Annotated in this window: 2 protein-coding genes; both read right to left on the reverse strand. The window is 50.7% G+C overall.

What is annotated here, in order from left to right:
- Positions 1-13: 13 nt before the first annotated feature.
- Positions 14-1,285, reverse strand: a complete 1,272-nt coding sequence (gene ectB, locus FT643_RS10380) for a diaminobutyrate--2-oxoglutarate transaminase (protein WP_232340073.1) — start codon at positions 1,283-1,285, stop codon at positions 14-16.
- Positions 1,282-17,742: a non-ribosomal peptide synthetase gene (locus FT643_RS10385; protein WP_156871324.1), complete on the reverse strand. Its 16,461-nt coding sequence runs from the start codon at positions 17,740-17,742 to the stop codon at positions 1,282-1,284. The genes ectB and FT643_RS10385 overlap by 4 nt, the downstream gene beginning before the upstream one ends.
- Positions 17,743-17,782 lie beyond the last annotated feature (40 nt).

Raw genomic sequence — 17,782 nt, forward strand, 5'->3', positions numbered from 1 at the left:
CGAGCCCAGCGGATTATTTAAGTACTTTCAATAGCGCATGCTCAACGATGTCGATACCTTCACGCAGTTCAGTTTCGGTCACGGTCAAAGGCGGAAGAAACTTCAGGACCTGCCCTTTGCGTCCTGCATTCTCGATTATCAGCCCTTCTTCAAAGCATTTAGTGGTAACCTGATCAATTAGAGTCGGCTCCTTTAACGGAGTCAGATCCAACCCCCAAATCATACCCAGTCCGCGTAATTCAATACGCGGATCCAGCCGTTCGGCAATTGATGAAAGCTCTTTTTGTAAAATGGCAGATTTGGTTTCCACCTGGGCGGGAATGTTAAGTGAATCCCACAACTCCAACCCGGCGGTTGCACTCACAAATGCAAGCTGGTTGCCACGGAAGGTGCCATTATGCTCACCAGGTTGCCACTTATCAAATTCCGGCTTCAACAACACAATCGCCAGAGGCAAACCACTACCACTGATGGATTTAGATAAGGTGACAATATCGGGTTTGATGTTGGCACGTTCGAATGAGAAAAAACCTCCCGTGCGACCGCATCCGATCTGAATATCATCCACAATCAGTAATATGTCGTGCTTATCACACAGCGCACGAATCTTTTGCAACCATTCCACCGGTGCAACCACGACCCCGCCTTCGGCTTGCACTGTTTCCAAAATCATTGCAGCGGGCTTATCGACACCGGACGCTGAATCGGAAAGTACCGCTTCAATATACGCGATAGTATCAATATTTTTCATCGCTCCGAACGGATACGGCATGAACGTCACATCCGGCAACGATGTACCCGCAGCAGCCCGGTTGTAGGAATTACCGGTGCAAGCCAGGCTGCCGAGGGTCATACCGTGGAAGCCACCCTGAAAAGTGAAGACGTTTCGGCGCCCGGTTACTTTTCTGGCAAGCTTGAGCGCGGCTTCAACTGCATTCGTTCCGGTGGGGCCGCAAAACTGGACCCGGTAATCCAGCTGACGAGGAATAAGAATTCGTTCCTGCAACGCTTTGAGGAAAGCACCTTTGGCGTCCGTGTACATATCAAGTCCGTGCAGGATGCCGTCATTTTGCAGGTATTCAATCAGCTTGTGTTTTATTGAATCCGGATTATGACCGTAGTTGAGTGCACCGGCACCGGCAAAAAAATCGAGATAGCGACGGCCATCCTGCGCTTCTATATAAGCCCCTTTCGCCTTGGTGAAAACCGTGGGGAAGGCCCGGCAATAACTACGTACTTCAGATTCATATTGCTCAAATACATCGACTAGCATTGATTTACTCATTCTTTATTGTTGTTATCGCTATTCAGCGTCTGTGTGATACGGGCGGCTAATTCCGATGCATTAACACCCTGCATCATGGATTCATGTCCGCCTGGCACATCATGATAGCTGAAACCGGAGCGCACTCGTTCCCAACTTTGACGGGACGGTACACCTGTCACATTATCTTCTGCCGTAAAATGATGCACACAAGCCCTGATATTTTCAACTTCATATTGTGAAGCGAGCGTATGGTTTTGTACGGCAACCTGGTATAGGCCATTAAATTGTTGATAAGACCATTCTTCCGGCAGGCTTCCTGACTGCTTTGCTAAATTATAGAAGGATTCCGCGGAAGCCTCATTCTTTTCATCCGCTGTTGCAGACGACGCTGCGATGGAACGCCCCAGAGCAGAGCTAAGTATCTGATCAGTGCCAGGATTGTGTGCTTTCAGATAGTCCGGGCTGTAGCTGTCCAACAACCAGACCTGAGTTACGGTCTGGCCTTCCGCTTCCAGTTTCGCTGCAATGGCCAGCGCAAAGATCCCACCCAACGATTGCCCCAAAATCTGATAAGGGCCCCGAGGCTGAACGGAACGGATGCAGCGTACATACTCTGCGACCATGTTATCCAGGCTGCTGAAAGGCGCTGTGCCGCCGTCAAGTCCTTGCGCCCGCAACCCATAGACCGAAAAGCCGTCTGCTAACGCTTTTGCCAGATCCGCATAACACAATACATCGCCACCCACCGGGTGAACCATAAAGATCGGCGCATTGGTATTCACTGCGATTGGCACCAGGCAGGAGTCAGTCTGTTCATCCGATTCAATCAGCTGCGCTAATTTCTCAATGGTTTGACTGGTTAGCAACGCTGCCACTTGAAATTGTGTACCGAACACTTTGTTCACTCGGGCCATAATACGCACGCCGATCAGGGAATGTCCGCCAATTTCAAAGAAATTGTCACGAATACTGATTCGCTCAACCGGCATCAAGGACTGCCAGATATCGGCCAAACGGGATTCCGTTTCATTGCGGGGAGCAACATACTCACCACCGCTAAGCTGAATTACGTCAGGACGCGGCAGCGCTTTTCGGTCAATTTTACCAGCCGGTGTGAGCGGCAGGCTCTCCATAACAACGAGGGCCGCGGGCACCATAAAATCAGGTAGTTTTTCGCGTAACAGAGCGCGCAGCGCTACCGGATCGAGGTCACCGGCCTGATGCGTTGCCACAACATAGGCAGCGATGGCTTTGCCGCCGGGTAAGTCATCACGCACTGCGACCACGTTCTCGCGCACACCCGGAATTGCGGAAAGCGCAGATTCGATTTCTCCCAGCTCGATTCTAAAGCCGCGGATTTTAACCTGATTATCAACCCGATCCAGATATTCCACCGAGCCGTCCTGCAACCAGCGTCCCAGATCCCCGGTGCGATACATAACGGCATCGGGTTTTGCTGAATAAGGATCGGCAACGAACGCCTGCCTGGTTTTTTCTGGATTGTTCCAGTAACCCTCACCCACCCCGATACCGCCAATACAGATTTCTCCGGCTATACCCGCCGGCACCAGACGCAATAGTTCATCCACTATATACACAGACAAATTCGCCAGCGGCTTGCCAATGGGAACGGTTTTCTGATGTGGAGGCAGGGGCTCGGTGATGGCACATTGAATTACATCATCCGCCGCTTCAGTGGGCCCATACGCATTCACCACCGGGATACCGGGAAAGAGTGCCAGCCACTCATTCACCAAATCGACAGAAACCGCTTCACCGGTTGCCATCATCCATTTTAATGCCGGTAGTGAACGGTTCTCCCGGGGCAGCGCTCGCACATATTCCATAAGCAATTGCAACGCTACGGGAACCAACTCAACCACGTCTACCCTGTTCTCTTTAACCAGCCGGAATAGCTTTTCCGAATGCGTCACATCGTCCAGCACCACAACCCGGCCACCGCAGGTGACCGGGCCTAAAAATTGCCATACGGAAATGTCTGAAGAAGCCGGCGCCGATTGCAGAAAACTAAAATCAGCGGGAAAGTCCAGCACCTGGCGCTCAGCTTCAATATGGTTGAGGGCGCCATCATGCCGCACAATGGCCCCTTTCGGCATACCGGTCGAGCCGGAGGTATAGATCATATAGGCGCGATTGCGCGGGGTGAGCAGCAGATTCGGATTCGCAGTGGATTGAGAGGCTATTTGATCCCAATCCCGGTCCAGACAAAGCCGTTCGGCAGATTGAGGGGCATTGGCCGTTTTCTGTAGCAAGTGCGCCTGGGTAATCAACACCGGCACCTGAGAATTCTCAACCATATAGGCCACCCGCTCGTCGGGGTATTTCGGGTCCATAGGCACATAGGCTGCCCCGGCCTTCATAATACCGAGAATACCCACCAGAAAATCAGCGGAACGCTCGGCACAGAGGCCTATTAGCCTGCCGGGCTCAACACCCTTGTTAATCAGCGTATGTGCCAGTTGGTTCGCCCGCTGGTTCAATTCCTGATAACTGTAACGAACCTGATCGTCTACAATGGCAACGGCGTCTGGCGTCATCAAAACCTGATGTTCAAATTTCTGATGCACACAGAGCGACAAATCGAAGGCTTGGTGAGTTTGGTTCCAGGTTTCTAACAGCTTCATTTTTTCCGTGGCGTCAGCAACGAAGGTCAATTCCGAGAACGGGATATCCGGTGCCGCAAGAATCTGCTGGCTGATGGACTCTATGCGCTGTAAAAGACCAAAGTCGGCGAACAAATGCTGATGAAAAAATAGATTCATCTTCAATTTGTTGGCCACTTCCGTCACCACAAACTGAACATTATTAGCCGGGTCACTGGGCGTGCCTTCCGGGCTTAGGGTTTCACCTAAAAATTCTGTGGTCGCCAGAAATTGGTAGAAGTTGAACATAAAGCCGATCCGGCCTCGCGGCGACAAAGCCAGCTGCTTACCGATGGAAATGAGGCGCTGGTTTTTGATTTCTTTTTGGTACTCCCGGGCGTAGGACAATAATTGCTTAAAGGTTTTATCCGCTGCGAGCTGTTCCAGTTTGAAAATAAACGGAATTTCCTGAATATAACAACCGAGAGCCTCAGCATGGCCTTTGATACGCCCACCCATGGTTTCCTGGATTGTGAAATCGCTGTCAGCTCGGCAATATTGCCGAATCAGTAAGCCGAACAGGCATTTAAAATAGTGTGAGGGGGTTATACGGTTAGCGCGACTAAAGGCTTTTATGGCCTGCCAGTGGGTATCCTCCAGCCACCGTTCTTTGGTAACAAAATGAGCTGCGGGTGGCACTGGGGCGGGAATGGTAAAGTCCAGAGGTGCGGTACCGGCGAATTGGTTGCGCCAGAACTCCAGCACCGGTGCTGTATCCATCTGCTGACGGTCCAACCGGACAAATTCATTGTAGTCAACAACATCAATACGGGGTTGCTGCTGTTGCGCTAAGGACTCGTAAACGGTAATTAATTGCTGCCAATAGCTATTCAGCGCGGCGCCATCGAGTATGGCATGATGAACTGCGGTTATAACTACGAAATGGGCGTCAGATAAGCGGACGACATGATGGGATATAAGATCATCCGTATGCAGGTTGTACGTACGGTAGATCCGCGTGCGCACAACCTCTTCGAGCTCCGGTATGGGTTCTATCCCGGTAGAACAAGCCAGATCAATCACTTCAAGTTCTACCAACTTGGATTGCTCTACCAGTAAATAACCCATATCCAGATAAGGCTTTTCGGAAGCGAGGAACTGTACTCTCAGCATCGGCTGGTGGTCAGTCAGATACTGAATGGCTTTCCGCCACAGCTCGATATCCAGTTCCCGATGCACGTGGATATGCCAGCCGTGACTGGACTGCAATGTATCCGGGTTCACCAGATTATCCATAAACATATCGTATTGCATCGCAGACAGTGGCATCGCCTGGCTAAAGCGATCAAGGTCTGCTTCCAGCTCTGTCAGCAGTTCAGTGTTACCAAACAACGATAGCGCCCGTACCGGTTTGTCCGGACTGTCCATCATATCCAAGCACAGGGCCAAGTAATGCTGACACAGTTGTTCCGCCGTTGAGCGTTTAAATAAGCGGGTGTTGTATTCCAGAGAGGCACTTAACTGGTCATCGTTGAGCACCAGGTTTAGCGTCAGATCGAATTTGGCAGTATGGGTCTGAGAGCCCAGCATCTCTACTTGCAGATCCCCTACTTTGGCATTTTCGATCAAGCTTGTGGCATTAAAACCGGCGTTATCCAATAACTGGAACGCCACCTGTACCAAGGGGGAATGGGATGAACTTCTGGGGATACCCAACCGCTCTACAATTAAGTCCACCGGAACATCGCCGTGGCTGAATCCCTCCAGCACCGTTTTACGGAGCGCAGCCAATGCATTACGGGTTATGGGGTTTTGTTCGAAGCGGCTTCTTAACACCAGGCTCTGAATGAAGAAACCAATGACCGGTTCCAGCTCTGGCGTGTGGCGCCCCATAGTTGGCACACCAACCAGTATGTCCTGCTGACCGCTATAGCGGGACAACAATAGTTTCCAGCCCAACAACATAAACATAAACGGCGTGACTTCGCTGTCATTACAGTGCTGTCGCAAGCGTTTTACAAACCCGGTTTCGAACTGAAGGCTGACCGTGTCTCCTGCCGTTGATTGTACCGCTGGTCGTGGAAAATCCAACGGTAACTCCAGCAATTTAGGCGCCTGTCTCAACTTCGTTTGCCAATACTCCAGATGCTGTCCCATAACATCCGGCTGCATCCAGTCCCGCTGCCACTGTGCAAAATCACCGTATTGAATAGCCAGTTCCGGTAGCGGCGATGGCTGATGATGCAAAAATGCCAGATACAGGGTCATTAGCTCACGAAACAGGACGACCTGTGATGCTCCGTCAGAAATAATGTGGTGCATGTTCAACAGCAAGTGGTATTGCGAAGGCACAAGCCGACTATTTTCAGCCAGGGTTGCTGAGAGCAAAGGCGCCTGGGTTAGCTGAATAGGCGTGGCATTATTTGCCTGAATTGCCCTCTGCAGCGCTTGTTCGGCATCTTCCTCGCTGAGGTTTGATAAATCCAGGCGCTTGAGCCGGAAGTCGATCTGCTGTTGAATTATTTGAACAGGCTCGCCAGCATCATCGACTGTGAAGTGAGTTCGCAGGGATTCGTGACGACGGATAACTTCCCTGAACGCCTTTTCAAGTATGCTGTGATCCAACTCACCGGTCAGCTTTATGACTACCGGCATGCTATTGGCTCCGGTGCCCGGATTCATCTGTTCGAAAAACCAAAGACGTTGCTGTCCAAAAGAAAGCGGCGCAAGCTCCCGCTCACTGCGACGCTTAACCGGCGGCCGTTGTAATTGCATGGTTTGCTGGTCAACGGCGTTGATGAAGCCCTGGACCGTGGGGTATTCGAACAATGTGCGGACGCTCACCGAGCGATTTAATAAGCGAGCGACGCGGCTAACTAACTGGGTCGCCAGTAACGACTGCCCGCCAAGCCTGAAGAAATTATCCGTTACGCCAACCCGTTCAACACCCAACACGTTGGCCCAGGCATCGCAGAGCCGGGTTTCTAATTCAGTTTGCGGTGCAACGTATTCCTCATCACTGCCCAGGGCAGGCGCAGGCAACGCCTTACGGTCAACCTTGCCATTGGGCGTCAGGGGAAATTCCGGTAAGGGTGTCCAGAACTCCGGCAACATATAGGCAGGCAAAAACCCGGCACAGTGCGCGGACAACTGAGCGCCCCAATCCCCGGAATCCTGGGCAACAACCAGCCAGGCGGCCAATCTTTTCACACCCTGTGCATCTTCCACAAGATCCACCAGGCTATCTTTGACACCCGCCACCTGGTTGATCACGGCCTGTATTTCACCGGCTTCAATACGATAACCGCGTAGTTTTATCTGATGGTCAATCCGACCCAGGTACTCTATAACTCCATCTTCACGGTAACGAACGCGGTCACCTGTACGATAAATGGTTTCACCCGGCACATAGGGATTGATCACGAAACTTTGCTGTGTTTGTTCCGCGTTATTAATGTAACCGGGCCCGACACCAGCGCCACCAATGCACAGCTCACCAATCGCGCCAATCGGCAGCAATTCTAAATCACTACCCAACACATAGAGGTGAACATTGTAGTTAGGACGTCCGATGGGCAATGCAGCAGCTTGCAGATCGCGATCCGGGTCGACAGCATACCAAGCCGCGATATCGGTACATTCAGTAGGCCCATAACTGTTAATAAGCTGACAACGGGATTGTGGTAGCCAATGATGCAGCCGTGACAGATTGATCGGCTCGCCTCCCAGAAATAACAGGCGTAATGTGGCTAGATTAGCCCACTGATTAGGTTCATCCTGCATGGCGTAGAACGCACTGGGAGCGCAATTAAGCCAGGTCACTCCGGCGGTCGCAATCAACGAGTTTATCAAACCGACATCAAACTCAGTGAAGGACGGAATAACCAGAGTGGCGCCGGTTAACAACGGCGCAAACAGATTTTTTTGCGTCAGATCGAACCCGACGGCAGACAATAATAGGACACGGTCTTTTGCTGTCATGTTGAACTGGTTTATGTACCAGTTCATGAGGTTCATTTCGGAGCGGTGGTAAGCGCCGGTGCCTTTCGGCTTACCAGTTGAACCCGAGGTAAAAATCAAATACAGCAAGGTTTCTGAGCTGACTTCAAGCGCCGGAGGGTGGGAAGGATAACGCTGAATCGTCTCAAGCACGTGCTCCTGGATTAACAGAGTTAACCCAGTTGGCAGCAGGTTTGCCAGATGCGTTTGAGTGACGACACGCTTAACAGCTGCGCTGTCCAAAATATAACGAACACGGTCTTGGGGGTAGGAGCTATCCAGCGGTACATAGGTGGCCCCTGCCTTTAAAACACCCATGATGACCGTCATCAGGTGCAAATTTCGATCCAGACAAATCGCTACCCGTTCGCCAGGCTGTACGCCTTGGTCTATAAGATAATGGGCAAACCGATTAGATAGAGATTCCAATTGCCCATAAGTCAGTAGATCCTGGCCGCACTGCACTGCAATATTAGCCGCATACTGTGTTGCACTGTCAGTAAACGCAGCATGTAACGAGATTTTCGCATCGTAAGGCTGCTCGGTCTGATTCCACTCTATCAACTGTTGTTGTTTTTCTGCCTCAGACAGAAAATCGATTTCGCATAGTGGCAGATCGGGATGGTCTGCCAGACTGGCAATCAATTGCTGAAAATCTTTGACCAATTTGCGCATACCGGATACAGCAAAAAGATCGGTATTAAATTGTAGAGATCCTCCCAGGCTGTCTTCGTTATCCCACAACGTTAACGTCATTTCGTACTTACTGGAATCAACCCCGGGGTTATAGCTTTCCAGTGACAGGTCACTGGCCAGTGATTGCCCCGCCGTCAGTTGCTTGTCAACCGGCAGGTTTTGATACGCCAGCATGACCTGGAATAAAGGGGAACGGCTCATATCACGAGCCGGATCAAGCGCTTCCACTATCTGTTCGAACGGCACTTCCTGGTGCGAAAAATCATCCATCAATCGTAATTTAACAGCATCCAATAATTGTCGGAAAGTGAGTTCGCCCCTGGGTTGAACCCGAATAGCAAGCGTATTAACGAAAAATCCAACGGTGGTCTCAAGCTCTGTGTGCTCCCTCCCCGCAACCGGCGTTCCAATGCAAAAATCCTGTTGTCCAGAATAGCGTTGTAATAGCACGGCATAGGCCGACAACAGCGAGGCAAACAACGAAGCACCGGTTTGCTGAGCAGTGACTTTGAGCGCTGTCACCACCGTTGCTGGCAAACTGAAACGAAGAGTATTGCCGTTATAGGTTTGCACCGGTGGCCGAGCATAGTCGGTAGGCAGGGATAACGGTTCTACACCATTGAGGCTATGGGTCCAATAGCTTAAAAGCTGCTTCTGTTTTTCGGCTGTGAGTCTGGTTCTTTGCCAATAAGCAAAGTCCGCGTACTGAACGGATAACGGCTCGAAGAAAACGCTGCCGTAGGTGCTTAGCTGAATATACGCAGCAGCCAGGTCCTTGATTAACAGGTTCATTGACCAGCCATCGGTCACCACATGATGAATCACCACACTGAATACGTACTCCTGGGCTGAAATACGGAACAGTTTAGCGCGGAACAAGGGACCGCCATCCAGTTGGAACGGCGTCATCAATTCTATGGCGACCTGCCGCTTCAGCTCGGCCTCAACATCCTCTGGAAGCGGGCTTGCGGAGTCGACCTCGATATCCGCAACCGGAAGCATCCAGTCTGTTTCTGCTAAAAATGCTTGATATGGGCCCTCTTCGTCTTCAGCAAAGTAGGTTCGCAACCCTTCATGACGATTAAACACTGCAGCTAACGCCTGTTGAAGAAGTTCGGTGTCAATGTTGCCTTTGACGCGTAAGAGCGTGGGGACGTTATAAGCCAGGGACCCTGGTTCGATTTTATCAAGCAGCCATAACCGCTGCTGTGCAAAGGAAAGTGGAATTCGCTGATCCCGCGATACTGCCAACAATGGCAATTCGTCTGACTGCTTTTCCTGTTTTTCAATCCGTCGGGCTAATGATTCGATATACGGATCAGACATGAACTCACGTATGGTCACGGTTTTACCCAAGCGCGAACGAATACGTGCAGCCACCTGGGTCGCCAACAAGGAGTGACCGCCGATCTCAAAAAAGTTATCGTGCACCCCGACTTGGTCCAACTGCAATACATCCCGCCAAATTTCAGCGAGACTTACCTCTAACGGCGTACGGGCCTCAACATGATTTGCAGATCGCGACACCGGATTCGGCTTAGGCAGTGCTTTGCGATCAATCTTTCCGTTCGGAGTCAACGGGAAGGCGTCCAGGGTCAGCCACACATCCGGCACCATGTATTGAGGCAAATGTTGTCGCGCATGCGCGCTCAAAACAAGCGTATCGGGTGCGTGTTGCTCACCGTTGCCCGGATCGACGTTGGCAATAACCCAGGCCACGAGTTGTTCTGCCCCAGTAGCGGTTTTGATTACATCAACGTGACAATCGCGCACGCTATCATGGCTATTGATGACGGTTTGGATTTCTCCGGTTTCAATCCGGTACCCGCGTAACTTGATCTGGTGATCCTTACGACCCAGGTAAACCACTGCGCCATCGGCACGGTATCGAACCCGGTCACCGGTACGATAGATTTTATCTTCGGACTGCGGTCGGAACGGATGCGGCAGGAAAACGGAGTTCGTTAGGTCGGGCTGATTAAGGTAACCCGGTCCGACACCATCCCCGGCAATACACAACTCACCAACCGCCCCGACGGGCAGTAACTGCTGCTGATCACCCAACACAAACAGCTCGACGTTATAGTTTGGCCTGCCAATGGGCAGATGAGCCACTTGCGAATCCGTTTCTAAATCGACCCTGTGCCAGGCTGCGATATCAGCGCACTCGGTGGGGCCGTAGCTATTGATCAACGTGCAATCAGCTTGAGCCAGCCAGGGTTGCAATCGAGCCAGATTAATAGGCTCGCCTCCCAAAAACAGGTAGCGGATAGAACGCAGTTTTGACCAGTCGGATGTATCCGCCAATAAAGGATAGAATGCACTGGGTGCACAATTCACCCAGGTAATATGTTGCTGCTCCACCAAATTCAGCAGCCGCTGTGGATCGTATTCCTGAAACTCGGGAATGACTAATTTTGCCCCGGTGAGCAACGGCGCAAATAAATTCTTTTGGGTCAAATCAAAACCGAAAGCGCTGAGCAGAAGCACGCAATCGCTGGCATTCATACCAAACTGATGAATATACCAATTAAGCAGGTTGATTTCGCTGCGACGATAGGCACCAGTGGCCTTGGGCGTGCCGGTTGATCCGCTGGTGTAAATCACATAGATCAGATCGTCCGGTTCTGCCCGCAATCCGGATTCCACTGCAGTTGTTATCGGTGCCTTCACTTCTTCTGTTTGTGCAGCGGTGATGCTATCGATTTCAATGACGTTACAGCGGTCAGGAATATTTGCCATCAAGTGTGGACGACTGACCACGGTACGTATTTTTGACTGTTCGCAGATAAAGCGTATGCGCTCTGTGGGGTATGCAGAATCAATGGGGACATAGACTGCGCCGGCTTTTAAGACCGCTAAAACGGCGGACATCAGATGAAGATTGCGATCCAGAACGAGACCGACAAAATCTCCTGGTGTTACACCGTGGTCCACCAACTTTTGAGCAATTAAACCGGAGGCCAAGTCCAACTGTTGATAAGTGAGGACATTGGAGCCGAACTGTATTGCCGGATTGGCACTGTGTTGATTCGCGCTTTCACGAAACCAATTCTCCACCCGCAGTTGTTTATCGTATGGGTATTCGTTTTGATTCCACTGTTCCAGCTGCAGGGATTTTTCCCGCTCCGACAACACTTCATATTGGTGCAACGCCTTGCTCGAATCCGCGGCAATCTCGTCACACAGCGCTATAAAATGATCTATAAACTGTTGTGCAGACCCCTGTGCAAACAGGTCCGTGTTGTAGGTAAAGGAACCTGCAATGAGATTTCCCTGGGGCCAAAGCGTCAATGTCTGTTCGAATTTAGCCGTATTCAGTGGAATATCGAAGGGTGCAATTTCAATATCCCCCAATTGCGCTGCGGTCGCGGAGTCTTCGCCCTGGGGTAAATTCTGAAACGCTAACATCACCTGAAAAAGAGGGGATCGACTCATATCCCGGGCCGGGTTCAGTTCTTCAACGATCTGTTCAAACGGCACTTCCTGGTGCTCAAAACCGTTGAGCACGGTTTCCTTAACCTGGTCCAGCAGTTGCTCAAAATTGTCGGTGTCGTCCGGCACCACTTTGACGGCAATGGTATTAACAAAAAATCCGACAATGTTTTCCAACTCCGGCCGGTCGCGACCCGACACTGGAGTGCCGATAGCAAAAGCGTCCTGACCGGAATAACGCTGTAACAGGACCGCATAGGCGGCCAGCAACACCATAAACTGAGTCGCCTGAAACCGGTTCGCCAGCTCCGTTATGGATTGTGAAGCCTGAGGCGAAAGCCGGAACGGCAGCGTTTCACCTGCAAACGTCTGCACCGCCGGACGGGGTTTATCCAAGGGTAATTCAAGGGCAGGCACATCCTTCAAACTGTCGCTCCAATAGCGCAGTTTCTGCTCAAGCGTGTCCTGTAATAATTGATTCTGCCAAACTGCGAAATCAGCATACTGAAACTCTGGCTCGGGTAGATCAACCGTGCCCTGCGTACGCAACTGGATATACATTTGTGCCAATTCACGTATCAGCAAACTATTGGACCAGCCATCGGTAATAGCGTGGTGCAATACCAGCAGCAGAATCGATTCAGAGTCGTTGATCTGAAACACAGAAGCGCGATACAACGGCCCTTCCGCAAGTCGAAACGGTTTCACAATGGACGCAGCTACCCTGCCCTTTATGGCGTCCCCGGCGAGTGCACTTACATCCACCCGCTCTATGGTGGCGACCGGGCCTGTACCCTGAAATGCCTGCAGGGGGCCGTCACTATCCGACGGGAAATGGGTACGCAATGATTCGTGACGATCAACCAACGTAGAAAACGCCTGCTCCAGGATGCTGACATCCAGGGCGCCTTTCACTTTGATCAGGCTGGGAACGTGATAAGCGGAATTTCCTGGCTCAATCTGATCCAGCAACCACATCCTTTTTTGAGCCGCTGATAACGATATGCGCTGACTGCGATCTATTCGCGATAATGCCCGCATCGCTCCCGCTTTACGTGCCTTGGCAACCCGCTCCGCTAACTGGGCCACGGTGGGGTGAACTATCAGATCGCGAATCGGCAACTCAATCTCAAACTGCTTACGGATGCGGGACACAATCTGTGTTGCCAGCAATGAATGACCGCCCAATTCAAAGAAGCTGTCTTCCACACCGACTCGATCCACTTTCAAAATCTGTACCCAGATATCGGCAATGGTAAATTCAATGTCATTGCGTGGCGCTAAATAAGGCCTGTTACTGTGCTGCGTTTCTGCTGACGGCAATGCCTTACGATCTATCTTTCCGTTCGGCGTGAGTGGCCAGTTCTGGAGAACAATCAGACTCGCCGGAACCATATAGTCTGGTAACGTTTCTCTTAGTTGTGCTGGCCAGCCAGCGGGAGGCTGTGTCTGTGCAGTTAGTCCATAACCAACTAATTGGTCGTCCTGCACCAAGACCAATGCGTCCTCAATTTCCGCTAACTGTTTAATGGCAAATTCTATTTCACCTAATTCGATCCGCAAGCCACGCACTTTTACCTGAAAATCCTTGCGCCCGATGTACTCTATATTACCATCCGGTAAATAGCGCCCCAGATCACCGGTTTTGTACAAACGACCGTCGCCAAAAAGATCATCCACAAACACCGCTGCGGTGAGTTCTTCCTGCCCCAGATACCCCAGACCGACACCCGCACCAGCAATGCTTATTTCACCGACAATGCCGAGAGGAACAGGATTCAGCGCATCATTCAGAATATAAATTCGTGTGTTATTTATGGGCTTTCCTATCGGAATAACAGATTGCTCTTCATGGGTATTTCGAAGAACATAACTGGAGACCACATCGGTACACTCTGTGGGGCCGTAACTGTTAACAAGGTGGGCCTGGGTAGAGGCATGCTGTAACCAGCATTGCAACGCAGACAAACGAATTGGTTCGCCACCCAAATACACTTTATGCAGGCTTTGTAATTGTTCTGCGCAAACATCATCGCAATGCTCGGCAATGGCATAAAAAGCACTGGGCGCGCAATTGATGTGCGTCGCTTTATATTCGGCAATGGTACTGCGCACTATTTCGGGATCGTATTCGTCCATGGCCGGCAATATCACAGCCCCACCACAAAGTAACGGCGCGTAGAGATTCTTTTGGGTTAGATCGAAGCCGAATGCACTGACGAGAATACACCGGCTGGAAGCGCTGAACTCTGCCTCGGCGGTATACCATTTTTGCAGGTTGACTTCCCCGCCATGGGTTACCGATGCCCCTTTCGGATTGCCGGTGGAGCCCGATGTGTAAATAGTATAAATAGCATCGTCAGCACCCGGCTTTTGCTCGAGATCAGCGTCAGGAAATGCAGATAAGTCTAGCTCATCGATGAAAGTAACTCTGCCGCTGAACCCGTTAACATTTTGCGCCAGGCAGGATTCGGTGATTAACACCGGCGCTGCGCAGTCCGTAAGAATATATTCGATTCGGGATTGCGGATAACTGGCTTCGATCGGCACGTAGCTTGCGCCGGCCTTAAGTACGCCATAAACCGCAACCAACATCCACGGTGAACGGCCGAGACAAATACCCACACGATCTCCCGCCCCGATACCATGCTGCCGAAGCAGCCCGGCCAACTGATTAGCAGTTTGGTTAAGCTGTTGGTAGGTTAGAGTCTGCCGCGTTGTGATAACCGCCGGAGCATCGGGGCATTTCTGCACGGTGTCTTCGAACCAATGGATGACCGTGCTGTGCTTTATAACAGAGTCCGAATCGGTGGCGTTCCACTGCTTAATCTGCTCTGATTCTTGCTTAAGATCGAAATGTACTCCAGAAAACGGACGGTCCGGTGCGTCTATCAGCTGTTCAATCACCAACACCATGCGCTGCAAAAATTGTTGCGGAACAAAGACGCTGCCGTCCATCCAAAGCTCGAATTCAAGACTGGATCCATAATCCTTGATAAAGATCTGCACCGTGTTGTCTACATGAGACGAAAAGGTATAGGGCAAGGTACTGGAGCCGTCCATTTCAACATCCGTAAGAAAGTTGAAATAGTTAAATTGAAAACTGATGTTGCCTGCCGGAAACAGGCGATTAAGCTCGGATAACGAAACGAATCCGTTATTTTTTATTTCGCGCCGGTATTGCCTCTGCTGTTGATAGAAATCAGCGGCCTTTGCACTGCCCTGGATCACCTCCAGCGGGATGATAAACGGCGACTGTTGGTAATAAACACCAATGTCGGACTCTTCCGATGCCAATCGCCCTGCTTGTATGTCCCAAAGCACGAAATCCGCTTCCGGCCTGCAATACTCCTGTATCACTAATGCCGCCACCAGCCTGTAAAATAGGGAGGGATGGGCTTTATTACGACGACAATAGGTTTTTATCTTTGCCAGCAATGCTTCGCTGACGGGCTGCTGCGGAATTTGATACTCATTATTCTGCTGCCACGATTTGGGCAAAGAATAGCTAAGAGGCGCAACTGAATGGGCTTTTTCGGCCCAAAAACGGATAACCGGCTCCGCATCCACTTGCTGATGATGGCGTAAAATCGAATCCAGAAACCCGTCCTGGAAGTCAGGCAATGCACGATCGGCTAATAATGCTTCATAGCCTGCTACAATTTTCTGCAACATGGCCATACCGGAGATTCCATCGATCACCAGATGGTGGCACGACAGCGTTAACCAGGCCGTTTGCTCTGCGTCGAGCAAGATCTGGAAGCGTGTCAGAACATCGGAAAAAACATCATGAGTACGATAGCACCAACGATCAAAATGCAGAGCGACAAAATGATCCGGATCAGATTGCCCGGTAATATCAAGAACCTCGATTGGCACGTCCCGTTCAGCATCAATGACCTGGTAGGCAGGATCACACCACGGTAAATCGCATCGCTGATAGTGTGCACGCAAAGCGGCATGCGAATTCACAACGTGATATATAGCGGTTTTTAGCTTTTCAACATCAACCGATTTTTCAATCTTGTAGCGAAATCCTACCGCGTATTGTCGGGTTTGCGGACGCAGTTCCAGATCTTGAACAAAGGCAAGTTGGGTCGTGGTTAAGCGGCTGATTCGATTGGGGTCACTTACTCCCAAATATTCCGCCAACACCCAGTCCGGATCCAGGACCACATTCATAATCCGTTGTTCAGGTTGGGCCACCATACTTTTTATTGCGGTTACAAAATGCTGGATAATTCGGCTGATGGTACTTTCATCAAACAAATCCGTGTTGTATTCCACATAGCCGGACAACTTGGCGTCCTGTTGCGCCAAGCTCAGAATCATATCGAATTTGGAATCCGCTTCTTCCATGCGGATCGGTTCCATTGTGAGGTTGGTCATTTTGCGGAAAGTATCCAGCATGACCTGTTCCTGTTCACCGGATTGCACCGATCCGGAAAAATTCTGTAATTGGAACCCGACTTGTGCCAGAGGGGGGTAACTGGGATTCCGGGAAATATCCAGATGGTCGAATATCAACTGCGCCGGGGTCTGCTGATGCGCAAGCACATCCAGCAAACGGTTCTTAACGCGATCTATCAACGTGTTCCAACTGGGGTTCGCTTTCACATCAGCACGAACCAGAACACCATTGACAAAAAATCCAATCAGCTGTTCTACTTCTTTTTGATGACGCCCCGCGGTGGGCATGCCAAGACAAAAATCATCTTGCTGAGCGTGACGCGATAAAACCACTTGCAACGCAGTCATCAAGCCCATAAACAGCGTGATATTGCGTTGCTGACAAAATGTCATACACGAAGATGCCGTGTTGTCATCGAATTCAAAATGATACTTTGCGCCTTTCGTAGTTTGAATAACCGGTCTGGGTCGGTCAGTGGGCAATGCCAATAAGGAAGGCACGCCTTTTAACTGCTGTTGCCAGAACACAATTTCCTGCTGCAGGTTTTCGCCTTGCAACTGCTGCCGCTGCCATGCCGCAAAATCAAGGTATTGAATCGGCAGATCCGGTAACGGCGAAGGCTGACCCTTCAGCAACGCCGCATAGGTCAAGGCCACTTCGCGTACCAGTAAATTTTGTGACAAACCGTCGGAAATAATATGATGAAGGCAGATAACTAACACCTGATGCGGTTCTACTGCCCCACTGACCCTGACCAAATCAAACCGATAGAGCGGACCTAGCGCCAGAACGAAAGGTTGATGGGCGTATTGATCCACCACCGCTCTGATCGCTGCGTCATAGTCGTCATTTTCATCTATGCGAACACCGTGACGTGGCAGGCTGAATTCATCTGCTTCCCGGAAATCTGCTATGGGTGCTCCCGCTTCGTTCTCTATCACCCGTAAACGCAGAGATTCATGACGGGCGATAACCCTTTGAATAGATTGTTCCAGTATGGACTCATCCAGCTGACCGCTGAATTTGAATGCCATCGGTAAATTATATGCGATGGTACCGGGGTTCAGCTTGTCCATCGTCCAAAGCGCAACCTGGGTATAGGACAACGGCAGTTCACCACTACGATCAATCGAAGGTATTGTGGTGTCTTCGTCACCGCTGCTGCGGGCTTCTTTCAGAAATTCAACAATATCGGCTTTTGCGGCTTGAAGTTGCTGTTTTATTTCAGGCGTGATCGCACCTTGAGGTGCTTTTATTTTTAATTTTTCCCCATCCAGGGTTAATGATATTTTGGCTTGGCGTAATCGGGACAGCAGTTCAAGCACGTTCATAGAGAAAATCTATTCCTAGTTAACACCGCAAAAAAGTAAT

The organism is Ketobacter sp. MCCC 1A13808, assembly GCF_009746715.1.
In the GTDB taxonomy this organism is placed as follows: domain Bacteria; phylum Pseudomonadota; class Gammaproteobacteria; order Pseudomonadales; family Ketobacteraceae; genus Ketobacter.

Coding starts and splice junctions, on each gene's coding strand:
- ectB (WP_232340073.1), bottom strand. CDS start 1,285: ATGAGTAAATCAATGCTAGTCGATGTATTTGAGCAATATGAATCTGAA.
- FT643_RS10385 (WP_156871324.1), bottom strand. CDS start 17,742: ATGAACGTGCTTGAACTGCTGTCCCGATTACGCCAAGCCAAAATATCA.